This is a genomic window from Kaistella polysaccharea (assembly GCF_020410745.1).
Taxonomy (GTDB): Bacteria; Bacteroidota; Bacteroidia; order Flavobacteriales; family Weeksellaceae; genus Kaistella; species Kaistella polysaccharea.
This window is the reverse complement of the sequence record NZ_CP084528.1, coordinates 539,346-563,871: the sequence shown is the minus strand read 5'-3', so window position 1 is coordinate 563,871 and position 24,526 is coordinate 539,346. Positions and strand designations below refer to the sequence as shown.

The following is a 24,526-nucleotide window of genomic DNA, read 5'->3' as shown; positions in this document are numbered from 1 at the left end:
TTACACAAAATTACAAACTAATTTAAGTACAAGCGAATCAGGAGGTTATAAATACGAAAAATATTAAGCGAAAGGGTTATTTCACGGTAAAAAATTTATTATGAAAAAAAATCAATTTAGAAATTAATTTAGAAATCGTAAAAAAGATACTCTGAATTTAATTTAGAAAAATTTGATACTTCTGCATTTCGTTAAAAACTCCTATTAAATCGCCATTTACCTGAATCATTGTTTGCAAACTCATCAGTTCCAGCTGACTTTCATCTTCTGGATTTTTAATAAAGAAATTTAATTTTTGATCTCCCTTATGTTCCACAAACTGATTCTTAAAAAATTCAATATCTTCTTTTCTTAAATCATTGATATCAACAACAATTGTCATTTTCTTCGCAAATTTTTCAAACGCTTCTTTCAAGTCAATGACGTCGGTGATATTTACGAAAACCCGACCATCATTAGACTGACTGAACTTCACTTTAAAAATAACAAAACGCTGCACATCGATTTTATCCCGGAATTTCATGTAATCGCGATCTCCTAATCGGAAGGAATAACTGCCGCTGTAATCCTCCAGCATGAGGAAAGCAACTTTTTCTCCGCTATTTTTTCCGTCTTTAATGGTATATTCTGTTACCAAACCGGCTACCATATATTCATGCGTATTATTTTTTAAAGCTTGTTTTTCTTTCCAACTCAGTTTATCATTGTTGAATAAATCGGGTTGATTGTTACTGAAAACGCTGTTTTTATAGGTTTCAATTTCATCAAGATTTAGAAAATTGAAATTCCCTTTTGGTTCTACAATTCTGGTTGGTTCTTCAATTATAGCTTCATCATCACCTTGCAAAATTTCCGCAGGAATATCGATAAGATCTTCATCATTGTCATCAACCTCTGAAATTTCCAAGGGTAAAATAACTTTTTCCAGTTCTAAAGGTTCTTCTTTTTTACCTTCCAAAATTTCTTTCTTGCTCAGTGCTCCCTGCAAAAACTGAAACTGATATTTATACTCGTCCAGCGGATGTGCAGACAGATAAAATCCGATAATTTCCTTTTCTTTATTAAGCTTATGCATGTTTTGCCACTCCGGCGCCGGATTTAGTTTTGGTTGCTCAATCTGAACTTCATCCGCAAAATCCGCAAAAAGTGAATTTTCAATTTCATTTTTATTATCCTGAAAACTCTGTCCATAGCGCAGAAGCCTTTCAATATTTGTTTTTCCCGCATTATCAATATCAAAATATTGGGCGCGGTGATAACGATCAACTTCGTCAAATGCACCGGCAACGACCAAACTTTCTGCAACACGTTTATTCATTTGCGAAGACGGAATTCTTTCAAAAAAGTCATAAATATTTTTAAAACGTTCTTTCTTTCTGGCTTCAACAATGGCTTCACTTGGGCCTTCACCAATTCCTTTAATCGCGCCTAATCCAAAACGAATTTGCCCTTTCTCATTGACTGCAAAAGCATATTGTGACTCATTCACATCAGGTCCCAAAACATCAACACCAATGGCTTTGCAATCTTCCATGAAAAGTGTAATTTGCTTGGTATTGTTAATGTTGTTTGACATTACACTGGCCATATATTCTGCCGGATAATTGGCTTTTAAATAGGCAGTTTGATACGCAATTAAAGCATAACAAGTAGAGTGCGATTTGTTGAAAGCGTATTCTGCGAAAGCTTCCCAATCTTTCCAAATTTTATTAAGTTTGGTTTCATCCAGATTATTGATCTTTCCACCTTCGATAAATTTTGGGTACATTTTATCCAGAACATCTCTTTGTTTTTTTCCCATTGCTTTCCGCAATGTATCAGCTTCCCCTTTCGTAAAGTTCGCTAGTTTTTGAGAAAGCAACATTACCTGTTCCTGATAAACAGTAATTCCGTAGGTTTCACTTAAAAACTCTTCAGTTTCTTCTAAATCATAGATGGTTTCCTCCACGCCATTTTTACGATTAATAAAAAGTGGAATGTATTTTATAGGTCCCGGTCGGTACAAAGCATTCATGGCAATTAAATCCGCAAATTCTGTGGGCTTCAGTTCGCGCATATATTTCTGCATTCCCGGACTTTCATATTGAAAAATCCCTACTGTTCTCCCCTCTTTAAATAATTGATACGTCTTCGAATCGTCCAGAGGAATGGTGTCGGGATTAATTTCAATTCCGTGTTTTTCTTTAATGAGTTTTATGGCGTGCTTAATAATCGTCAAGGTTCTAAGACCCAGAAAATCCATTTTTAATAGACCCGCGCTTTCAGCGACGGAGTTATCAAATTGCGAAACCAGAATATCTGCATCTTTCGACGCGATGGTAATCGGTACTAAATTCGAAATATCTTCTGGCGTAATGATCACTCCACACGCGTGAATTCCAGTATTACGAATGCAACCTTCCATTTTTTGTGCGGCAGAAAGAACTTCATAACGCTCATCTTTTGGATTTGCTAAAATATCTTTCATTTCCTGCGCCAGCATTTTATCTTCAGGAGCAAGTTTTTCAAATTTTGCAAAAGCTTTTGCGATATTCATTCCCGGTGTTGTAGGAATTAATTTAGCAATATTATTGGTGTCTGCGATGGAAAGATCCAAAACTCGTCCAGCATCTTTTATAGCAGATTTCCCACCTAAAACTGAATAAGTAATGATTTGTGCCACATTGTTTTTACCATACTTTTCTACGACCCATTTGATAATTTTATCACGACCTTCATCATCAAAATCAATATCAATATCGGGCATCGAAATACGTTCTGGATTCAGAAAACGCTCAAATAGCAAATCGTATTTAATAGGATCTACATTCGTAATTCCCGTACAATATGCAACTGCTGAACCGGCGGCTGAACCTCGTCCCGGACCGACCCAAACGCCCATATTTCGAGCTTCATTACAAAAATCCTGCACAATCAAAAAATAGCCGGGATAGCCAGTATTAGCAATAACGCCGAGTTCAAAATCCAGACGTTCCCTAATTTCCTCAGTGATTTCGGGGTATCTCTCGCTTGCGCCTTCGTAAGTTAAATATCTGAGGTATGCATTTTCCCCTCTTTTTCCGCCATCCAGTTGATCTTCTGCACTTAAAAACTCTTCTGGGATTTTAAATTCAGGTAACAAAACATCTCTTTTTAAAGTAAAAGATTCAAACTTTGCTAAAAGTTCGTCGTACGCCTCAAACGCGTCTGGAAACTGGCGAAAACTCTGTTTAATTTGATCGGTATTTTTTAGGTAAAATTCCTGAGACGGTAAACCTCGCCGTTTTCCAAAACCCTTTCCTACTGGCGAAGAAAGTTTTTCCCCATCTTTAATACAATACAGAATATCCTGAATATGTGCCTCAGATTTTTCGGTGTAGAAAGTTTCGTTTTGGGCTAAAATTTTAACCTCATATTTCTCTGCAAAAGTCAACAAAACATCATTTAAATATTCCTCTTCTTCCAGCTCGTGATTTTGAAGCTGTACATAAAAATCATCTTTAAAAGTCTCCTTCCACCACTGAAAAACTTCTTCCCCTTTCTGCTCACCAAATTCTAAAATAGTATTGGGGATATCTCCTGTAGTTCCGGAAGTAACGGCAATTAAATCTTGTTTAAATTCCAAAATCATTTTTTTAGAAATCCTTGGAACGCCGAAATAAAAACCATTTACATAACCCAAACTCGACAGTTTTGCCAAGTTTTTGTAGCCATTAAAGTTCTTGGCCAAAAGAACCATATTCGTCCGGCGGTCTGGATCATCTTTGGTAAATTGCTTTTGGTCCGGCCGCTCAGAAAGATAAAATTCACAACCAATGATGGGAATTAAAGGTTCTTTGCGCGGTTCAACATCATTAAATAGAATCCCTTCCTCTTCTGCTTTTTTCTTTTTTTCGGAATATTCCTGATGCGTTTTTTTAATCGTTCCGTTGGCTTTTTCAACTTCAGAAATAAATTTAAAAGCGCCCATCATATTTCCCAAATCAACAATTCCTACCGCCGGAAAATTATTGTCGAGGGCTTTCGAAATTAATTCGCTAATGCTAGTGGAAGACTGTAAAGACGAATAAATACTGTGATTATGAAAGTTAAAGTAATTGCCAATTTCAATTTCATCAGTGTCACCAAAATGTACGGTTTTCTTTTTCTTTTTAGAATCGGCGACCTGTCTTCTGATCACAATGGGGAAAGGTCTTATGGCACTTGGATGAGCATCAATAAACTGCTGTAATTCAAGTGGAGTAATCTCTATGGTTTCAGGCGGAATAATGCCGATCCTTTTCATTTCAAAAAAGACCTGCGCGGTAGCATTTACGTCGGCCGCTGCATTATGCGCTTCATCGAATTTTTCTCCGTATAATTTCTCGTATAATTCTTCGAGTTTTGGTGATTTATATCTTCCGCTCTTCCCACCTCCTAACTGACAGTAATCCGTGCCCAACTGCATGGTATCCGCAGATGCAAGATTTTGCAAATTATTTTCAATTTCTTTTCGAAAAAACTCGGCGCCTACAATATTATAATCGAAAATAACATTGTGACCAACTACAACCTCTGCCTTATTTAGCGCTTCTTTAAATTTAAGTAAAACATCACTTAAATCTTCACCTTCTTCAGTAGCAATTTTTGTGGAAATGCCGTGTATTCTTTGGGAAGAAAAGGGAATGTCATAACCTTCTGGCTTAATAATGAAATCCTGATTTTCCAGCAAACTACCGTCCTTCGCGTGCAATTGCCAGGCAAGCTGAACCATTCTTGGCCAGTTGTCGGAATCGGTAATGGGAGCGTTGAAATTTTTAGGTAAACCAGTCGTTTCGGTATCGAAAATTAAATACATTGAAGAGGATAATTTTGGTAAAATTACTTTAAAATTAATTCAAAAAAAAGTTGAAATTCGGAAAACAATTTTTGTTTTGGACAAATATCAGGTGTTTAAGATTTTAAAATTTACTGAACTTCTTTTAAAATTTTTATCTTTGTTACCTATGGAAATTATTAAGAAAGAAATTGTTTCTCGAGAGATTTTGTTAAAGGCATTTAAGCACATGATGCTTGCTAAAGCAACCGCAGATGTATACGAAGAAAACCGAAATATCTGCAAATATGTTCACTCTACTTCCCGCGGTCACGAAGCGATTCAACTTGCGACCGCATATCAACTCACCAAAGAAGACTGGGTTTCCCCCTATTATCGCGACGAGAGTATGTTGCTCGGGATGGGATTCGAGCCTTATCAATTAATGCTTCAATTACTGGCAAAAGCAGATGATCCGTTTTCTGGTGGACGTTCTTATTATTCGCATCCTTCTAGTCGTCAGGAAAATATTCCTAAAATAATTCATCAAAGTTCCGCGACAGGAATGCAGGCAATTCCGACAACCGGTGTTGCGCAGGGAATTAAATATATTCAGGAATTCAACCTTCAGGAATTTGAAAATAATCCAGTGGTTGTCTGCAGTTTCGGCGACAACTCAATTACAGAGGGTGAAGTTTCCGAAGCTTTTCAGTTTGCAGCACTTCATCAACTGCCAATCATATTTTTGGTTCAGGATAATGAATGGGGCATTTCCGTAACCAAGGAAGAAGCCAGAACTTCAGATGCGTATGATTTTGCAGCTGGATTTGTTGGTTTAAATCGAATGAAAGTGGACGGAACTGATTTTGAAGCCAGTTTTAAAGCCATGAAAAAAGCAGTCGATTTTGTTCGGGCCGAAAGAAAACCGATGTTGGTTTGTGCCAGTACGGTTTTGATTGGTCATCATACTTCCGGTGTTCGACGAGAATTTTACCGTGATGAAGAAGATTTGGAAAAACACCGCGCAAAAGATCCCGGCAATATCCTGAGAAAAAGATTGTTGGAAGAAGGAACCGACGAAGATCTTTTAAAACAAATAGAGAAGAAAGCACGATTAGAAGTTGAACAGGCGTTTCAAAAAGCCATTGAGGCTGAAGATCCAAAACCGCAAACTGTAGAAAATCATGTCTTCGCTCCTACGCCAATTACAGAAGAAGTTGGCAAAAGAGAAGGAGAAAATCCCGAAAAAATTGTAATGGTCGATGCAGCCATTCACGCCATTCAGGAAATCATGTACAAACATCCGGAAGCTCTGCTTTACGGACAGGATGTAGGTGAAAGAATTGGTGGTGTTTTCCGCGAAACCGTGACTTTAGGAAAAAAATTCGGGAATAAAAGGGTTTTTAATACGCCCATTCAGGAAGCTTATATTATTGGTTCTACGGTTGGGATGAGCGCAGTTGGCTTAAAACCAATTGTGGAAGTTCAGTTCGCCGATTATATTTATCCTGGAATTAACCAACTTATTACCGAGGTTTCAAAATCCAACTATCTGAGTAATGGAAAATTTCCAGTGAGCAATATTATTCGCGTCCCAATTGGAGCTTATGGAGGCGGCGGACCTTATCACAGCGGAAGTGTAGAAAGTATTTTAGCCAATATTAAAGGAATCAAAATCGCATATCCGAGTAATGCAGCTGATTTTAAAGGTTTATTAAAAGCAGCTTTCTACGATCCAAATCCAGTTGTTATGCTGGAGCATAAAGGATTATATTGGAGTAAAGTTCCCGGAACTGAAGATGCTAAAACAGTTGAACCTGCAGAAGATTATATTTTACCTTTTGGAAAAGGAAACATCCTTTTAGAAGCGGACCCGTCTGAAACTGAAAAGGGCAGAACAATGCTCATCGTTACTTATGGAATGGGAGTTTATTGGGCGAAAGAAGCGGCAAAAAATTTCTTAGGAAGAGTTGAGATCATCGATTTAAGAACCCTTATTCCTTTAGACGAAAAACTTGTTTTTGAACGAACAAAAATCCACGGAAAATGTTTAGTTTTAACGGAGGAACAAATTCAAAATTCTTTTGCTGAGGCATTCGCACATCGGATTTCAAAAGAATGTTTCAGATCTTTAGATGCGCCAGTTGAAACAATGGGATCTCTCAATTTGCCGGCTGTTCCAATTAATTTAATTTTAGAAAAAGAGATGCTTCCAAATGCGGAGAAACTTTCTGTAAAAATTGGAAAAATGTTGACGCAATAATTGTACGTAAAATGTCTTAAACTGCAAAGTCACAAAAGATTTCCTTTCTGAAAACTTTTGTGACTTTTGTTTTAATGTAACTTTTAAAATCTATTAAGAATTACGATTGATAATATTTGCATTGAGAACTTTACACGCAGCACCTTTTTTGCGGAATTTACATTTTATTATTTTTCTAAAGCTTTTGCGCCTAAAAACTTTATCCCCACCAAAAAGCGGTCGCAATAATAATATATAGTCCAATCAGCGCAACACCTTCCAGCCAAATACTTTCCCCATCAAACACTATAAAAGCGCTTACTAGAACCGAAAGAGCCAAAGCTGCCAGTAGAAGTGGACTCAAAACAAAAGATAAAACGGCGCCGCCTAAAAAGAAAGATAAAATTACCAACAATGGAAAAAGAACGAGCGCAATTTGTAACGAAGAATTCATAATTACACTTACCGCATAATCCGCTTTATTTTTCAAAGCCAATTGAATTCCTACCAGATTTTCTATGGCATTTCCCGCGATTGCGACCACGATCAAACCAGCAAAAACATCATTAATTCCAAGAGAATCCATCGCAGGTTTTAAAGCTTCTACAAACCAGTCGGAGACAAATGCAGCTCCAACACCCGAAGCGGCTAATATTCCTAAAGTTAAAGGAAGCGACCAACTTGCTTCTTCAGCATCACCGTTTTTATCGGGCATAATCGACTTATCACCTTTAATGGAAAAACTTAGATAAGCTCCAAACACTATAAGTAAAACTACCGCAACGATAATATCCAAAGTATTCAAATGACTTTCTGCGGGCGTATGCAAATAAAAAGTCAAGGTTGGAACCGCCATCGCAGCAAAGGCTAAAATCATCAATACAGCATTCATTTTCGGAGGTTCAGAATGAAAATACTGCCGCCCGTTTTTAAGTCCACCAAACAAGATCGCCATACCAAAAACCAAAACTGAATTTCCTAAAATTGATCCCACCAATGCGGCCTTTACGACGGTATCTAAACCAGCTCTCAAGGCAAAAATACATACAAAAAGTTCTGGAAGATTTCCCAAAGCCGATTGTAAAACGCCGGTTGCTGCCGGTCCCATTCTGCTTCCGAGTTGTTCTGTCGCTTTCCCCACGATCATGGCAACCAAAACGAGGGCAACGGCGGCAAGAGAAAATAATAGTACTGAATTAAAACCAGCGTGAGTTGCATAACCAGTGAATCCAGCAACTAATGCTGCAGCTGCCAGGAGAATAATGTCTTTTTTCTGCATAATCGTATATTTAAAATGACTTGGTAATTTTCAGCATGATCTTAGAAAGTTCACCGAATTGATTCTAAAATATGCGACGCTTCGTACAAAGCCAATAAAATCCGCGACAATATTTAGACCATAAATTTAAATTTTAAAAAAAATTAAAACCAATCCGAAATTTTAAATGATTCCTTATTTTTGTAGAAATACCGTGATTTTATGTCTCAAAGCATTTTAGAAAAAATAGAAGCGCTGCGTGCGGAACTTCATCAGCATAATTTCGATTATTATGTTGAGGACAATGCGACTGTTTCCGATTTTGAATTTGATTTAAAATTAAAGCAACTTCAGGACCTCGAAAAAAATTATCCGCAGTTCTATGATCCTAACTCGCCTACTTTGCGCGTTGGCGGGGAAATCACGAAAAATTTTCCGACCATTCATCATCAGTTTAGAATGTATTCTTTAGACAATTCTTATGATTTTGATGATTTAGAAGACTGGGAAAAACGCATCATTAAAACGATTGACGAGCCTGTAGAATTTGTTGCGGAATTAAAATATGACGGTGCATCAATTTCTATTTTTTATGAAAATGGAAAATTAAAACAAGCTGTAACACGTGGCGACGGATTTCAAGGTGATGAAATAACGGCTAACGTGAAGACAATTTCCGATATTCCCTTAAAATTGAAAGGCGATTTTCCTCCGCAGTTTTTTATGCGAGGGGAAATTTATCTGACGCGCAAAAACTTTGACAAAATTAACAGTCTGCGCGAAGAAGAAGGTTTGGATTTATTCATGAATCCCAGAAATACAGCGTCTGGAAGTTTGAAAATGCAGGATTCTGCTGAAGTTCGAAAACGTGGACTTTCAGCCGTACTTTATCAATTCATTTCTTCTGACACGCCAGCTGAAACGCATTGGGAATTACTGCAAGATGCGAAGAAATGGGGTTTTAAAGTTTCTAATCAGGCGAAACTCTGCAAAAATTTAGATGAAATAAAAGATTTTATCACTTTTTGGGACGAACATCGCCATGAACTTCCTTTTGAAATCGACGGAATTGTTTTAAAGGTAAATTCAATTAAACAACAGTCACAGTTGGGTTACACGGCGAAATCACCGCGTTGGGCAATGGCTTATAAATTCAAAGCTGAAAAGGTAGAAACCGAACTCGTAACCGTGACTTATCAGGTGGGTAGAACTGGAGCAATTACACCTGTTGCTAATCTAAAACCCGTTTTACTCGCTGGAACAATTGTGAAAAGAGCCAGTTTGCATAATGAAGATATTATCAAAAAACTTGGTTTGCACGACCATGATTTCGTATTTGTAGAAAAAGGTGGCGAAATTATTCCGAAAATTGTAGGCATTAATTTGGAGAAAAGAGATGCGAATTCTCAAGAAATAGAATACATCACAAATTGTCCGGAATGCGGTACTGAACTGGTTAGAATTGAAGATCAGGCGATTCATTTTTGTCCGAATGATTTGCATTGTCCGCCGCAGGTTGTGGGACGAATGATTCATTATGTGTCACGGAAAGCTTTAGATATTGAAGGTTTAGGCGCGGAAACGATCGAACAGTTATACCGTGCAAAACTTGTTGAAAATCCCGCAGACTTCTATATATTAACAAAGGAACAGTTGCTTCCTTTAGAAAGAATGGCGGAGAAATCTGCGCAGAATATTTTAGATGGCGTTGAAAATTCAAAACAAATTCCATATGAAAAAGTCTTGTTTGGAATCGGGATAAAGCACGTCGGAGAAACAGTTGCAAAGAAACTTGCAAAAAACTTCAATTCTATTGATGATTTAAAAAATGCAACAGCAGAAGAACTCATTCAAGTAGAAGATATTGGCGGAAAAATCGCAGAAAGTATTGTCAATTTCTTTCAAAATCCAGAAAATATTTTAATGATTGAACGTTTGAAATCGTACGGCGTTCAATTGGAAAAGGGCGAAAATACAAATGAAGTTTTAAGCAGTATTTTAGAAAATAAAACATTTCTTTTCACGGGAAAACTTTCTTTATTTACCAGAGAAGCTGCGGAAGAAATGGTGGAAAAACACGGTGGAAAAAATATTTCAGCGGTTTCTAAAAATCTGAATTATTTAATCGTGGGCGAAAAAGCCGGAAGTAAACTGAAAAAAGCTCAGGATATTGGATCCATCCAAATTTTAGACGAACAGGAATTTTTAGATTTAATAAAAGAATAATCTGTTTGTGCAATTCAAGATCCATTAATGCATATCTCCAATATCAATGGGATCCCTACCCTTTTTTTCCTTAACCAAGAGGACGAAAGGAATACAGACTAAAAAGAGAAATCCTAAATAGAGGAAAACATCCATATAAGATAATACGGTGGCCTGTTTCAAAACCGATAAATCTAAAAGTTTGTAAGCAGCGGCCAGCGAATTATCGGGACCAAAACCTTTGGCTTGAAAAGACGCAACTAAACCATTCAATCTTTGTTGAACATCAAAACTGTTTGCATCTAAATGACTTGTTAATGCCGCGCGGTGAATGGAAGTTTGATTGGATATAAACGTTGTGATTGCTGCTATTCCGAAAGAACCGCCGAGCTGTCTCATCATTCCTGTAAAAGCTGCTCCCTGACCAATTTCCTGACCTTTCAGCGTACTTAAAGCCAATGAAGTAATCGGAATAAAAAGTAAGCCTAGACCAGCACCGCGCACAATCAACATCCAAAAGAAATCACCTTTGCCGGTGTCGGGCGAAATGATTTTATAGCCCCAAAAACTATATACAAAGAAAAGTAGTAATCCCAGTGCAACTAAAAGTTGTTGCTTCACGCCGCGCGTTAAAAGTCGACCGATAATTGGCATCATAACGGCGGTTGTCAGCGCTGCGGGAATCATCAAAGCTCCAGATTCCAAGGCAGTCCAACCCAGCACACTCTGCGTATACAGCGGAACAATAAATGTAGAACCATACAAACCAAATCCCAAAATAAAGGACATGGCAGTTCCTAAACGCAGATTCCCATTTTTTAAAACACGCAATTCTACAACCGGATATTTATAATTGAGTTCTCGCCAAAGGAAAAGTATAAAACCGATAACTGCAACGATGCTGAGGAAAACAATAATCGGATTATCAAACCAATCGTCTTCATGGCCTTTTTCTAAAATATACTGCAGTGATCCCACAAAAGCGGCAAGCAGCATAATTCCGTACCAATCGACGTCTCTTGCTTTTCTTTTCTCTGCAAATTTTGGACTTCTTACAAACTGTAAAGTCATCAAGGTAGCTGCAATCCCGATGGGAATATTAATATAAAATATATACGGCCAACTGAAATTATCAACGATATATCCGCCCAACGGCGGACCTAAAGTTGGACCAATAATGACTCCTAGACCATATATAGCTTGGGCCATACTTCTTTTCGCTAAAGGATAAGATTCTGTAATGATGGTTTGAGAAGTTACCAGGAGCGCTCCACCGCCAATCCCTTGACAAAGTCTAAAAAATACAAGTTCCCAGATACTTGTCGCATTCCCGCACAGAAAAGAAAATATCGTAAAAATAATAATGGAAGCTGCAAAATAATTTCGTCGCCCAAACTGTTGAGAAAGCCAACTGGTCATCGGAACAATGATTACATTACCGATGGCATACGCAGTTATAACCCAGCCCACTTCGGACAGTGTTGCACCAAGATTACCTTTCATTTCATTCAAAGCTACATTGACAATTGTAGAATCTACGATTTCCAGCAATGCACACAGAATAGCAGTAATCGTAATAATGACGCGTCTGGCACCGTATTCAACTAATGAATCTTGCTCCATTTTAAAACTCTATTTTTTAATGATTCGGGGGAAAATTCTGTTCTGAAATAGAAATTTTAATTTAAAATCACAGTAGTTTTTACATTCATTCCTGTACGAAGTTTTTTAGCGATTTCAGGTTTTATCTTGGTAAAATCTATTCTAACAGGAAGACGCTGTACCACTTTCACGAAATTTCCACTGGCATTATCGGGAGGCAAAATAGAAAATGTAGAACCAGTTGCTGGAGAAAATGAGGTCACTTTTCCTTCGAATTTTTCTTTAGGGAAAGCATCAATCTCAATTTCTACCGGTTGTCCTTCTACCATTTTAGAAAGCTGAGTCTCTTTAAAATTGGCGATAATCCACTTGCTATTATCACGCACCAAACTGAATAACTGAGCACCAGCCTGAACAAACTGACCTTTTTGTGTAGAAATCTTAGAAACATTTCCATCTTCAGGCGCGAGAATTACGGTATATGAAAGATTTAATTTTGCATTTTCTACATCAACTTCTCGCTGTTTAACCATTGAATTTGCGACACCGATCTGTTGGGAACTGGCTTCAGTTTGGGAGTTTACAATTCCAGTTTGTTGCGCAGCCTGATTTCTTTGATCTACCAAAACTTGTAATTGCCGATCTGCTGTCTGCTTTGCAGCTAATGCAGTTTCAAATTGCTGTTGCGTAATGGTATGGTCTTTCACCAAATTTGCATATCGTTTCAAATCCTGACTCGTTCTCCAAACATTCACTTTTGACGCTTCGATTTGAGCATTAGCCGTTCTTATCGCTGCATTGGTCGAATTAATGTTTTGAGAAGCTGCTCTTGTAGAAGCAACTGAAGTTTGAACATTGCTTTTTGCAGTTCCTAAAGCAGCAGTTGCCTGTTGTAAAAGCATTTTCTGATCTCTATTATCAAGAACTATAAGGGTATCACCTTTCTTTACAAATTGGTTGTCGGTAACTTTTACTTCAGTAACATAACCGGATATTTTGGAAATAACCGGGCTCATATTTGAAGCAATTTGAGCATCATCGGTTTCTTCGTGAGTAAGACCATAAGAATATATTCGGTAGCCGAAAAAACCACCGACAATCAATACCACCGCCAAAATAATGGGAAAGACGAGTGATTTTTTCTTTTTTGTTTCGGGAAATAGTTCTGGTTGATCTGTTATATTATCCATTGTATTGCGATTACTTTTAAGATTATTTTAGTTTTATTTCGTTGTTAAAATTCCCGAACTTTGTAATAATTTCCGGTAAGCAAGTGCTGAATCTGCTTTTGCATTTACGACGTTTACGTTGGCAGTAATCTGTGCCGCATCAGCATCGAGCAATTCAGTAATCGTCGCCAATCCGTTTTTATATTTGTTATTGGTCACCCGAAAGTTTTCATTCGCCTGATCAGCAGCTTTTTCGTAAACGACAATCTTCTTTTTAGAAAATTCGGAGATTTGATAATCTCTGTTTACTTCCAACTTAATTTGATCATTCAATAACTCACGCGTTGCCGATAGTTTTTTGTCCGTCGCAGTTGCCCGCATTAAACTGGAGTTTTTCTTCCAAAGATTATCGATATTGTATTGAATTCCAACTCCAATATTTGCCGCGTTGATAATGGTTAAGATCTTCGGGATCTCCGCTGCAATATATCCGCCTGTTAGAGCAATCGTCGGTAAACTCTCTGCTTTAGCAGATTTAATGCCTAATTCAGCTGCTTTTTGTTGATAATCAATTGCTTGTAAATCAGTTCGAAGTTGATATGCTTTGTTCACATAATAGGAAACGTCTTGATTTTCGGTAAGTTCTGTAATGTATTGTGGATCAATTTCCAAAGCAGTATTTTCTGGTAAACCGAGCAGTAAATCCATATTGATCATGGCGATGCTGTAATTATTATAGGCATCTAACAACTGCAATTCTATATTTGAAGTTTGTAAATTGGCTTTTAATCTGTCATTTCTTGCGATGATTCCGTTGTCCTCCAATTTCTGAAAAGACAAATCCCGTTTTTGAGATGAAGCTAAATTATCTTCAAGTACCTTAATCTGCTGATTTGCTTTGAATAAATTATTATAGGCCTGCGCAATATTATATTCAATAGCGAGCTTATCGTTTTCAGCACTTAGTTCAGCTGCTTTAATTAAATAATCTGCGGACTGAATTCCATATTTTATTCTGCCGCCCGTAAAAAGAGGTAAGGAAGCCGCGACATTTCCGTAGAATGCTGAACTGGCTTTTGGAGAACCCGCTCCACTTTCCGAAGGTGGCGTAATTTTTAAATCCACTTTTGCATTTGAAAGAGCCAATGCACTCGCCGAAACCTTTAAACTAGGTAATCGGTTGTTCTTTGCCTCCAAATAATTTGCAGTGGCTTCCTGAATTTTAGCCTGGTCAATCATCAGATTTTTGGAATTTTTTGTTCCCAATAATATGGCTTCATCTAAAGTCAATTGTTTAATTGCCTGACTTTTCACCAAAGGAATACTCCCCAAAAAAGCAAAAATAAAAAGTGATTTATTGCTGTATTTCATAACCTAAAAGGTGTTTTAATATCGTTTGAACATGAATTTTAATTTCTTCGAAGTATTGCATTTCATAATCTTCGTCGCCCTCAAAGAACTCTTTATAAGTGGGAAGCGTATTTAATGCGGTGAAAATGGTTCCTGAAACTGTAGAATGAACAAATTCAAGTCGGGGATTTTTCGTAAAAATTTCACGATCTAAACCTTTTTGAATTAGCTCACTATAAATTGCAAGAAATCCTTTCTTTGACTTTTTTAAAAATTCGTTAATCACAGGATTTCTATTCGCAAGCTGCTCGCGCTGTAAAATGAGGTAAAAAGGTTTTAGGTTTTTCACACGGTCAGCATACCGATCCATAACGACGACCATTTTTTCCCATTCATCTAACTTATCATTAGAAATAATATCCTTGCTGAAACTTAAACTTTCGTTTATTCTAAACTCAAAAAGTTTTTCGTACAGTTTTTCTTTCGATCCAAAATAGTAGGAAATCATGGAAATATTCACGTTGGCCGCTTTCGCAATTTCTCGTGTTGAAGTCCCGGAAAAACCCTTCTCTGCAAAAAGAATTTCTGCACTTCGCAGTAGGTTTTCTTCTTTAGAAATCATATTTTTCTTTTTTTACGGAGGCAAAAGTAAAATAAAAAATAAAACAATCAAACGATTGATTGAATATTTTGTCTATTATTATTTAGGGAATTTTGATATAATCTGTAATTATTAAGAAATGAGTAAATTACAGTTTGCGAATAAAAAAAACTACCTGATGGGTAGTTTATGCTGCTTTATGAATATATCGGGAAAGTTTAATTCCCAGATCTGTCCAGATGATTTTGGAGTTCCCATTTCTTTCTAAGTGATAATTGGCATGGGAAATTTCTTCGAGAATCGCTTCGATATTTGCACCGTGAATAAATTTAGAAAAACGGTCCCATTTAAATCCGCCCGACTGAATTTTTTTGTAAACCAGTTCTTCACCTCCGTAATTTTGCAATAAAGCAAGACGAAACATTTCAGCACAATATTCCAGAAAGTTCATTTGTTTTTCTTTATTCCACACTGCTATTTTTCGACCCCAAACGACTATATTTTTTAAAAATTCGGGTTTCTTTTTTACTTGAAAGGCTTCACGAACCCACATAATGAATAGTTCTTCGAGCTCTGAATCTAAATTTTCAGATGTTGCTAATTTCTGCGCGGTGTTCCAGTTTCCTTGTGCCTGAAACAAAATTTCCTGAAGATGTTCTGGACTTGTCTGAAAGTGCTTTTTCAAAGCTTCCTCCAAATTTTCATCAGCAATCTGGGGAATTTCCACCAATTGAGAGCGGGAAAGTATGGTTTGCAACATTGAATCGGTGTCGGTTGCAGTAAGAATGATAAAGGTGTTTTTGGGCGGTTCTTCTAAAAATTTCAGAAACTTGTTGGCAGCCTCAGTATTCATTTTATCTGCCTGCCACACAATTAATATTTTGCTACCACCTTCAAAACTTTTTAACGCAAATTTCTTATTAATTTCATCAACTTCATCGGCATAGATGGTGAGTTGTTTGTTTTCAGACTCTAAAATGGCGCTCCAATCTTCGTTGTTTGCGTAAGGATTATCTAAAATCATCTCACGAAATTCTTCGAAAAATTGCGAAGCCAAGCCGGTTTTGTTGGCCTTAAAAACTGGAAAACTAAAATGCAAATCAAGGTGATTCAAATGATCAACTTTCGAAGAAGCACTTTCATTTTCTCTTTTTAAAATTTCTTTTGCAAATGCCAGTGCCAACGCGAGCGTGCCGTAGCCATCTCTTCCCACAAATAATTGTGCGTGACTTACTCTGCGATTTTCAATACTTTCTTTTAAAAGATTTTTCAAACTGTTTTGACCGACAATATCTTCCCAATTCATGCATCAAAGATAATTCAAAATTTTATTTTTAAAGTGTAATTTATACTGCGCTGATAATCATTAATTATAATTATACATCATGAAAAAATTCAAACCCACTTTTGGTAAAATATTTACTTTTAAATAAAATCACTTTCAGTTTATTTGGTATGGTCGAATAAATTTAAGACTGAAATTTCCTTTATTATACGCAGAAAACAATTATTAAGCTTAACAAACTTTAACCAAACTTACTTTCACAGTTCAGTATTATTTAAGATATTTGCGCATTATTTTTAAAAATAGAGAATGAAAAGATTTTTTGTATTACCGATCATCGCGGCAGGTTTTTTTCTGAATGCCCAAACGATTGGTAATTCTCCTTATGCAGCCTTCGGAATTGGAGATGTAAAGTATGACAATACGACTGATATCAATGCCATGGGTGGAGTTTCCACAGCTTATATCTGGGATTTTACCAACAGTTTTAATTTCAGTAATCCAGCAGCAAATAAGAATTTAGAAATTACAAGTTTGAAAGTTGAAGGAACAAACGAAAATAATTTTTTCAAATCAGATTTTAATAACCAAAGTGCTACCAAGCATTCTACGTATTTATCAAATATTTCTATAGCTTTCCCAATTTCGCAAAAGGTGAAATTTGGAATGGGTTACCAACCTTACAGCTCGAAAAAATATTCTGTTGTTTCTACGGAAACCGCTGAAAATGGCGATACAAAAGCCAGTCTTTTTCGTGGCGAAGGTGGATTAAGCACCATTCAAGCGGCTTTATCTTACCAAATTTCGCCAGAATTTAGCTTGGGTTTAAGAAGTAATTTTTACTTTGGTAATTTATACGATATTAACGAAGTTACGGTAACAAACGCTGAGTTAATCAATGGTTATGAAACTAAAAATAAAATTAAAACCTTTAATTTTACTGTAGGAACGGCTTATCAGAAAAAATTAGAAAAGGATAAAAAACTGACTTTAGGTGCTACGTATACTTTTGGAAATACGGGACAAATGGAAAGCAGCTACGTAAACAGTACCTATTTCTATTCGCCAGGACAGATCAAAAACAACGAAAGTATTATCGAGGAAAGATTCAGTGAAGATAAAAACCTTATACCTATGGAATTCTCGCTCGGTGCTGGTTTAGGTAAAGATGCGAAATGGTTTTTGGGAACACAGGTTGATTATAAAAAAGGTGAAACGGTGCAGTATTTAGGTCAGCCTTTTGCGTATCAAGATTCTTACAAAATTTCTGCAGGTGGTTGGTATTTACCCAATTATAACAACTTCAGAAGTTATTTTTCCCGCGTAACATATCGTTATGGAGCGTATTACGAAAAAGGAAATCTTGCAATAAATGGTACAGATGTTAATAAATTCGCTGTAACTGGTGGAATGAATTTTCCGTTTGATAACAGAGGTGCGAGCCGAATGAGTGGAATTGATGTTGGTGTAGAACTAGGTACAAGAGGAACGCTGCAAAATGATTTGATTCGTCAAAACTTCGTGAATTTGAGAATAGGACTTAATTTCGGTCAAAAGTGGTTTAGTAAAAAACTTTATGATTAAGAAATGATTTTCGGTCATGAAATAAAAAATAAAAATATAGCCGCCTTTCTGGGTTGTGCTATATTTTTTGTTTTAATTTCCTGTGACGAAGATCTTACGAAGATCAATAAAAACAGCAATAACAACTTCCCTTCGCAGATTATTTACAATGCCAATATTGTACAGCGAGATTCTGGAATGATTAAATTACGCGCTACCGCTCCACTAATCGAAAAGTTTGAATATATCGATTCGCCCTATATTGTAGCCAGAAAAGGAATTAATATTCTTTTTTATGATAAAAAAAAACCTGATGTTCCCGGAAAAATTACCGCGAAATATGCGAAATTTAATGAAATTAAAAAGTTCTACGAAGCAAAAGGCAATGTAAAAATCATCAGCAATGAAAATCAAATGTTTGCCATGCAATCGGTTTATTGGGATCAGGCAAAACGATTAATTTATACTTCTGATACGGTTTACGTAACTGATAAAGATGGATCAACTTTAGTTGGTGCTAACGGTATGAAAGCAAAAGACGATTTTTCGGAATACACTTTCTTCAACAATTCCGGCGACATCAATGCGCAGAAAATTCCAGAGAAAAAACGATAGTATTCGTATTATTTTTTTTCCATTTAATGATAGAATAAAATTCACCTTATGACTTTTTACGCCTTAGGTTTAATGTCTGGAACGAGTCTCGATGGCCTGGATATCTGTCATGCTTCTTTCAAAAAAGATGAGGCGGGAAAATGGAATTTTGAAATTTTAAATGCGTCAACAATTCCTTATTCGCAGGAATTAGAAAACCAACTTCGAACTGCAACAGAATTATCCCCAGAAGGTCTTTTTGATCTCCATGCAAATTATGGTTTTTATTTGGGTGAAAAGGTAAAGGACTTTATCGAAAAGCATTCTCTAAAAAATATTGATTTAATTGCGTCTCACGGACACACCGTTTTTCATCAGCCAAAAAAAAAATTCACGGTTCAGATTGGTGACGGCAGAGCGATAAAGATTTTAACTCAAATTCCGGTTGTATATGATTTTAGAAGTCAAGATGTTTTAATGGGAGGCAACGGCGCGCCATTAGTTCCGATCGGTGATGAACTGCTATTTTCTGAATTTGATGCGTGCTTAAATATCGGGGGGTTTTCTAATATTTCTTTCAAAGAAAATCAACGCAGAATTGCTTTTGATATTTGTCCGGTAAATATTGTACTGAATAAATTCGCCCAAAAATTAGGCAAAAATTTCGATGAGAATGGAGATCTTGCAAGGAAAGGAAAAATAAATAGTGAAATCTTAAGTAAATTAAATGCTCTACCCTATTATCAGCAAGATTCACCTAAATCACTAGGAATAGAATGGGTTTCTGAATATGTATTTCCGCTCTTTAAAACTGAAAATCCAATTGATATTTTAGCCACTTTCACAGAACATGCTGCACTACAAATGGCGGCTGTCTTCCAAAAATATAACATTAAAAAAGTTTTATTTACGGGCGGTGGAACTTACAACAAATTTTTAGTAGAGAGAATTAAGGAACATTCCAATTCAGAAATTATTATTCCAAATAAAGAAATTATCGATTTTAAAGAAGCGCTAATTTTTGCTTTTATGGGGGTTTTACGTAGCAAAAATGAAATTAACACCTTGTCTTCAGCGACGGGAAGTTCGGCGGATCATTCGTCTGGGCTTATCGTTTAAAAATTTTAACTTAAATAAAAAATATAAATGCAAATAGATATTAGAAATTTGGCGATTGCGGATTATGACGAATTGCGGGAAACGATGCTAAAAGCATACCCGGCAATGTCAGAAAGCATTTGGTCAAAAAAAAGTATTCACAAACTAATTAAAATATTCCCAGATGGTCAAATATGCATCACCGTTGATGGAAAAATTGCGGCGGTTTGTCTGGCATTAAAAGTACAATATGAACTTTTTGGCGATGACCACAATTACAATGAAATTACTGGAAATTACACCTTTAATACCCATTCTGAGAATGGAAATGTATTATATGGAATTGAAATTTTTGTGGATCCGGAATTTCGCGAATTGCGTTTAGCCCGTAGATTATACGATGCCCGGAAAGAGCTTTGCGAAAAGTTAAATTTAAAGTCAATTATTATTGGTGGCCGAATTCCAAATTATCACTTGCACAGCGCAGATCTTTCTCCACGACAATATATTCAGCAGGTACGTAAAAAAGAAATTTACGATCCGGTTTTAAGTTTCCAACTGGCCAATAACTTTCTACCCGTTCGTGTTTTGAAAAATTATCTGCCAGAAGATTCACATTCAGAAGAGAACGCGGTTTTAATGCAATGGAATAACATTTACTATAGCAAGAAACCTAACACCATGCAGGATTCTGTAATTCGGCTTGGTTTGATTCAGTGGCAAATGCGGCATTTTAAAGACATCGAAGCATTTTATGAACAGGTTGAATTTTTCGTTAATGTAATGGCGGATTATAAATCAGATTTTATCATGTTTCCGGAATTTTTCAATACGCCTCTATTGGCGCCATTTAATCATTTAAGTGAACGCGACAGTATGTTTAAACTGGCGGAACTTACCGAAGATATTAAGATTAAATTGTCGCAGCTAGCAATTGCTTACAACATCAATATTATTGGTGGAAGTATGCCTTTGGTAGAAAATGAGGAATTGTACAATATCAGTTATTTGCTTCACCGAGATGGGAAAGTAGATGAACATCGTAAAGTTCATATTACGCCAAACGAAAGAAAATACTATGGCATGAAGGGTGGAAATGAGATTAAAGTCATCGACACCGATTGTGGAAAAGTAGGTTTAGTGATTTGCTACGATGTAGAATTCCCGGAATTACCGCGTTTGTTGGCAGATCAAGGAATGAAGATTTTATTTGTTCCGTATTTGACTGATACTCAAAATGCGTATATGCGCGTGCGAAATTGCGCGTCTGCACGTGCGATCGAAAATGAATGTTATGTAGCTATTGCAGGTTGCGTGGGCAATTTACCAGGTGTAAATAATATGGATATTCAATACGGCCAAGCTGCTGTTTTTACGCCGTCGGATTTTGCATTTCCCTCAAATGCAATTAAAGGTGAAGCGACGCCGAATACAGAATCAACTTTAATTGTAGATGTTGATTTAAATTTATTGAAGGAACTGCATCACTACGGCGCAGTACGAACGATGAGTGATCGACGAAAAGATTTGTATGACACGATTTCTCTTCAAGATAACGAAGGAGATTCTGACTAAAATTTAATCCCGAAACTATTGCAGTTCCGGGATTTATTTATTTTAGTAAAATGAGATTTAGTGTTTAAATCTTCTTCCACCTTGCTTTTTTTACTTTTCCGTTGCTTCAGATTTAAAGTTTAAAGTAGAACTTCACATTAAAAAATCTTCCTGTCAACCTCGCAGAAACCGGATAATTGTAACCAGAATTTAGATCGTTTTTCCACTGGTTAGCTACGGTATTATTAATTTTAAAAGCATTAAAAATCTTGACGCCTAAAAGCATCTTTAAAATGATGTGTTTTTGGCAATTCTGTGGCATTAAGTTTGCGACATATCGCACTTAATCAAAAAAAATTAAAAAATGAACAGCAAATTTTTATTTCCCGTGTTAGCACTTTCACTTACGGTAGCTTCATGCACGAAGGAAAATAACACAACGGTCGACTCCACAAGTGATAGCATTAATATTACTGCGCAAGATTCTGCGATGGCAACTTTGCCAGAAGCAGACAGTGCGACAATATCTGCACCAATGACTTATATTAGTAAAGATGGAAAAACAACTTTTTCAGTTGAATTCGATAGTACGAATGGAACGGCGGTTGTAAAAAATGAAACCGACGGAAAATCTTATAAAATGAAGCAAACCGAATCTGCAAGTGGCGAAAAATTTGTAGATGAAGATGGTTATTACTTCACGGGGCACCAAGGAGATTTCTATTTTGGAAAAGATGATAAAGATATCGTCACTGGAACAAGAAAATAATTTTATTTTTAAATAAGAAAAAAGGCTGTCTGAAAAGACGGCCTTTTTAGCTTCCTCTCAAAAAAAAAACCATTTGTAACTTGGCGCATGCAACTTTTTATTTTGATCTAATTTAAAGTTTAAACTCCAACTTCACATTAAAAAACCTCCCTGTCAACCGCACAGGAACCGGAAAATTGTAGCCAGAATTTACATCATTTACCCACTGGTTTGCTACCGTATTATTGATATTAAAGGCATTAAAAATCTGAACACCTAAAATTAATTCTTTAAAATTACCCCAAAAACCACCATTTACTTTATTGTCTTTCTGGTCGATGAAGACTTTGGATAAACCGATATCAACTCTCTTGTACGAGGGCAACGTATTTTGGTATCGATAAGGTGCTTCGTAATCTGGTTTGCCATTTGAGTCGAGCGTTATTGGCGTCCCAGACGGCAATCCGTTTGCGTAAAGTAATGTTAAATTAACGCGCATTGAGGGAAATCTCGGCATATAATCCTGAAAAAACATAGAAAATCGAAAACGTGGATCTGTGGGTCTCGGAATATCTCCTTTTCCATTGATATTTTCATAAACGCGCGCATAACTTGCAGAAATCCACGAATCCACGCCGGGAACAAACTCTCCAAATAATCGGGTATCTAAACCGTAAGCATAACCTTCTGCATTATTTTCCCCTGAATATCGTATTCTAACATTGTCTAAATAGTACGGAATTAAATGATCCATTTTTTTATAATACGCTTCAGTCGTCAACTTGAAGGGGCGATCAGCCATCTTAAATTCAAAATCATTACCTAAAATAAGTTGAATGGAACGCTGTGATTTTATATTCGGGTTAAAGGTGCCGTTAACATCTTTAATCTCTTTATAAAAAGGCGCCTGGTAATAAATTCCACCAGAAAGTTTAAACAACATATCAATGTCCCAATCAGGTTTCAGGGCTATCTGTGCACGTGGCGAAATAATTGTTTCATCATTAAAATCCCAATGTGAAGCACGAACTCCGGCGTTCACAAATACACGGTTCTCATTCCAGTAAAACTTTTTTGAATATTGCGCATAACCAGACATTCTCGTCGGTTGTATATGATTTTGTCCTGAAATATGATACCGCAAACGAAGATCGGAAGGGTCTAATGTTCCGGGAATTGTATAATCTCTCGGCGAGCTGTAACCGATTGAATCTACCAATTGCCACTCATTTGTGAGATCTTTTAAATCTTCTTTTTCGAATTTTAAACCGACTTCGAAATCGGTATTTAGATCAGGTGAAAATTTTCCCTTCAATTGAGCTCCGTAAGTTTTCACCAACAGATCATTTCGCGCGTGATCAATTTGTCCGCCAACATCATAAGAGGTTACCGGCGCGCCAGTTATCGGGTCAAATGTCTGCAATAAATATCCGGACGCTATGGAATAATATTCTCGTTCCCGGTTTTGATAGGCGAAATTATCTAAGTTGATAGACCATTTTTTATTCGGTTTAAAGTTGATGGACGCTGTTCCCATCATATTTTTATACTTGTCGTCTTCTTTTCCGTTATAGAAAACGGTTAGCTTTAAAGGCATTTGTAAGGTCCCAAACTCCACATCTTTTGCCTTTGGAATCATTTCATAATCGTTTTTACTCCAGTATCCAATAAATGAAACGGCCCATTTATCATTAATTTTATAATTGATATAAGACTGCAAATCCATATACTGCGGATTGAAGTCTGTGTCTTCATTCAGCGTGTTTAAGACCAAATTCGTATTTCGGTACCGTCCGGAAAATAAGGCAGAAAGTTTTTTGTTTTTTGAGGCAAAACCTGTAGAAAGTCGGGCGCCGATTAAGCTGGCCTCTCCAGAAACTTCAAATTTCGTAGGTTGACGGTAATAAATATTTAGAGAAGAAGACATTTTATCGCCGTATTTTGCTTCGAATCCACCGGCGGAGAAATTGATAGACTGAACCATGTCGGGATTGATAGTACTCAAACCTTCCTGCAATGAATTACGAATGAGAAACGGACGGTAAATTTCAATATCATTAATGTAAATCAGATTTTCATCATAATTACCACCGCGAACCATATATTGGGAAGAAAGCTCTGCATTGGAATTTACAGAGGGTAAAGTTTTCAAAAGCCCTTCAACACCGCCTGAAAGTGAAGCAACTTGCTGTGCTTCTTTTGAGGAAATTTCAATCGATGTTAAGTCGGTGATTTTTGGCTTCCCTTTTTTCTGAAAAACCACTTCCTGAATGGTTACCTCTTTTTCAGCATTAACGAACAAAATATTGATGTTCTGTACTTTCGGAGTTGGCTTAATATTTTTTGAGAAACCTCGATAATTTTCTTTTTGAACTGATAATAATTGTTCAGAATCTGCAACCGGAAATTTCACAAAACCAGCATCATCAGTTGTAAATTGCTGACTGTTATAGGAAACATTTGCCAATGACACGGGGCGACCT

15 protein-coding genes are annotated in these 24,526 nt (G+C 36.6%); 7 read left to right on the top strand and 8 right to left on the bottom strand.

Translation table 11 applies throughout. The features are described from left to right. Positions 1 to 157 precede the first annotated feature (157 nt). Positions 158 to 4,816 (bottom strand): DNA polymerase III subunit alpha, encoded by a 4,659-nt coding sequence (gene dnaE / locus LC814_RS02440; protein ID WP_226064766.1) that lies wholly within the window; start codon positions 4,814 to 4,816, stop codon positions 158 to 160. 148 nt (positions 4,817 to 4,964) lie between these two features. Between dnaE and LC814_RS02435 the strand changes: the two genes are divergently transcribed. Next, a complete protein-coding gene (locus LC814_RS02435; RefSeq protein WP_226064765.1) occupies positions 4,965 to 7,037 on the top strand; it encodes an alpha-ketoacid dehydrogenase subunit alpha/beta in 2,073 nt (690 codons plus the stop codon). A 199-nt stretch (positions 7,038 to 7,236) separates the two neighbouring features. On the opposite strand, the gene cax is transcribed toward LC814_RS02435, so the two are convergent. Next, on the bottom strand, positions 7,237 to 8,295 hold the full coding sequence (gene cax, locus LC814_RS02430) for a calcium/proton exchanger (RefSeq protein WP_226064764.1): 1,059 nt from the start codon (positions 8,293 to 8,295) through the stop codon (positions 7,237 to 7,239). Between the two features lie 201 nt (positions 8,296 to 8,496). On the opposite strand from cax, the gene ligA reads away from it, so the two are divergent. Then, the gene (ligA, locus tag LC814_RS02425) at positions 8,497 to 10,500 is read left to right on the top strand and encodes an NAD-dependent DNA ligase LigA (RefSeq protein ID WP_226064763.1); all 2,004 of its coding nucleotides are present in this window, start codon (positions 8,497 to 8,499) and stop codon (positions 10,498 to 10,500) included. Between the two features lie 24 nt (positions 10,501 to 10,524). On the opposite strand, the gene LC814_RS02420 is transcribed toward ligA, so the two are convergent. The 5 genes from LC814_RS02420 to LC814_RS02400 form a co-directional block, all read right to left on the bottom strand. Further along, on the bottom strand, positions 10,525 to 12,102 hold the full coding sequence (locus LC814_RS02420; RefSeq protein ID WP_226064762.1) for a DHA2 family efflux MFS transporter permease subunit: 1,578 nt from the start codon (positions 12,100 to 12,102) through the stop codon (positions 10,525 to 10,527). A gap of 56 nt (positions 12,103 to 12,158) precedes the next feature. After that, the gene (locus LC814_RS02415) at positions 12,159 to 13,271 is read right to left on the bottom strand and encodes an HlyD family secretion protein (protein ID WP_226064761.1); all 1,113 of its coding nucleotides are present in this window, start codon (positions 13,269 to 13,271) and stop codon (positions 12,159 to 12,161) included. A 33-nt stretch (positions 13,272 to 13,304) separates the two neighbouring features. Continuing rightward, a complete protein-coding gene (locus tag LC814_RS02410) occupies positions 13,305 to 14,621 on the bottom strand; it encodes a TolC family protein (RefSeq protein WP_226064760.1) in 1,317 nt (438 codons plus the stop codon). Further along, positions 14,605 to 15,222, bottom strand: a complete 618-nt coding sequence (locus LC814_RS02405; RefSeq protein ID WP_226064759.1) for a TetR/AcrR family transcriptional regulator — start codon at positions 15,220 to 15,222, stop codon at positions 14,605 to 14,607. The genes LC814_RS02410 and LC814_RS02405 overlap by 17 nt, the downstream gene beginning before the upstream one ends. Before the next feature lie 166 nt (positions 15,223 to 15,388). Further along, complete coding sequence (locus tag LC814_RS02400) at positions 15,389 to 16,507, bottom strand: DNA polymerase III subunit (RefSeq protein WP_226064758.1); 1,119 nt, start codon at positions 16,505 to 16,507, stop codon at positions 15,389 to 15,391. Between the two features lie 288 nt (positions 16,508 to 16,795). Between LC814_RS02400 and bamG the strand changes: the two genes are divergently transcribed. The 5 genes from bamG (at position 16,796) to LC814_RS02375 (ending at position 22,064) form a co-directional block, all read left to right on the top strand. Beyond that, entirely contained in the window at positions 16,796 to 18,070 is a 1,275-nt protein-coding gene (gene bamG, locus LC814_RS02395; RefSeq protein ID WP_226064757.1) for a BamG family beta-barrel-assembly machinery protein, read from the top strand. Between the two features lie 3 nt (positions 18,071 to 18,073). Then, entirely contained in the window at positions 18,074 to 18,664 is a 591-nt protein-coding gene (lptC, locus tag LC814_RS02390) for an LPS export ABC transporter periplasmic protein LptC (protein WP_226064756.1), read from the top strand. Between the two features lie 48 nt (positions 18,665 to 18,712). Then, positions 18,713 to 19,762: an anhydro-N-acetylmuramic acid kinase gene (locus tag LC814_RS02385; RefSeq protein ID WP_226064755.1), complete on the top strand. Its 1,050-nt coding sequence runs from the start codon at positions 18,713 to 18,715 to the stop codon at positions 19,760 to 19,762. A 27-nt stretch (positions 19,763 to 19,789) separates the two neighbouring features. Beyond that, positions 19,790 to 21,316 (top strand): carbon-nitrogen hydrolase family protein, encoded by a 1,527-nt coding sequence (locus LC814_RS02380; protein WP_226064754.1) that lies wholly within the window; start codon positions 19,790 to 19,792, stop codon positions 21,314 to 21,316. 343 nt (positions 21,317 to 21,659) lie between these two features. Further along, positions 21,660 to 22,064: an MliC family protein gene (locus tag LC814_RS02375; protein WP_226064753.1), complete on the top strand. Its 405-nt coding sequence runs from the start codon at positions 21,660 to 21,662 to the stop codon at positions 22,062 to 22,064. A gap of 112 nt (positions 22,065 to 22,176) precedes the next feature. Here the strand turns inward: LC814_RS02375 and LC814_RS02370 are convergent, their stop codons facing one another. After that, positions 22,177 to 24,354, bottom strand: coding sequence for a TonB-dependent receptor plug domain-containing protein (locus LC814_RS02370; protein ID WP_226065852.1), 2,178 nt, complete (start codon positions 24,352 to 24,354; stop codon positions 22,177 to 22,179). Between the last annotated feature and the right edge of the window lie 172 nt (positions 24,355 to 24,526).

Coding starts and splice junctions, on each gene's coding strand:
- dnaE (WP_226064766.1), bottom strand. CDS start 4,816: ATGTATTTAATTTTCGATACCGAAACGACTGGTTTACCTAAAAATTTC.
- LC814_RS02435 (WP_226064765.1), top strand. CDS start 4,965: ATGGAAATTATTAAGAAAGAAATTGTTTCTCGAGAGATTTTGTTAAAG.
- cax (WP_226064764.1), bottom strand. CDS start 8,295: ATGCAGAAAAAAGACATTATTCTCCTGGCAGCTGCAGCATTAGTTGCT.
- ligA (WP_226064763.1), top strand. CDS start 8,497: ATGTCTCAAAGCATTTTAGAAAAAATAGAAGCGCTGCGTGCGGAACTT.
- LC814_RS02420 (WP_226064762.1), bottom strand. CDS start 12,102: ATGGAGCAAGATTCATTAGTTGAATACGGTGCCAGACGCGTCATTATT.
- LC814_RS02415 (WP_226064761.1), bottom strand. CDS start 13,271: ATGGATAATATAACAGATCAACCAGAACTATTTCCCGAAACAAAAAAG.
- LC814_RS02410 (WP_226064760.1), bottom strand. CDS start 14,621: ATGAAATACAGCAATAAATCACTTTTTATTTTTGCTTTTTTGGGGAGT.
- LC814_RS02405 (WP_226064759.1), bottom strand. CDS start 15,222: ATGATTTCTAAAGAAGAAAACCTACTGCGAAGTGCAGAAATTCTTTTT.
- LC814_RS02400 (WP_226064758.1), bottom strand. CDS start 16,507: ATGAATTGGGAAGATATTGTCGGTCAAAACAGTTTGAAAAATCTTTTA.
- bamG (WP_226064757.1), top strand. CDS start 16,796: ATGAAAAGATTTTTTGTATTACCGATCATCGCGGCAGGTTTTTTTCTG.
- lptC (WP_226064756.1), top strand. CDS start 18,074: ATGATTTTCGGTCATGAAATAAAAAATAAAAATATAGCCGCCTTTCTG.
- LC814_RS02385 (WP_226064755.1), top strand. CDS start 18,713: ATGACTTTTTACGCCTTAGGTTTAATGTCTGGAACGAGTCTCGATGGC.
- LC814_RS02380 (WP_226064754.1), top strand. CDS start 19,790: ATGCAAATAGATATTAGAAATTTGGCGATTGCGGATTATGACGAATTG.
- LC814_RS02375 (WP_226064753.1), top strand. CDS start 21,660: ATGAACAGCAAATTTTTATTTCCCGTGTTAGCACTTTCACTTACGGTA.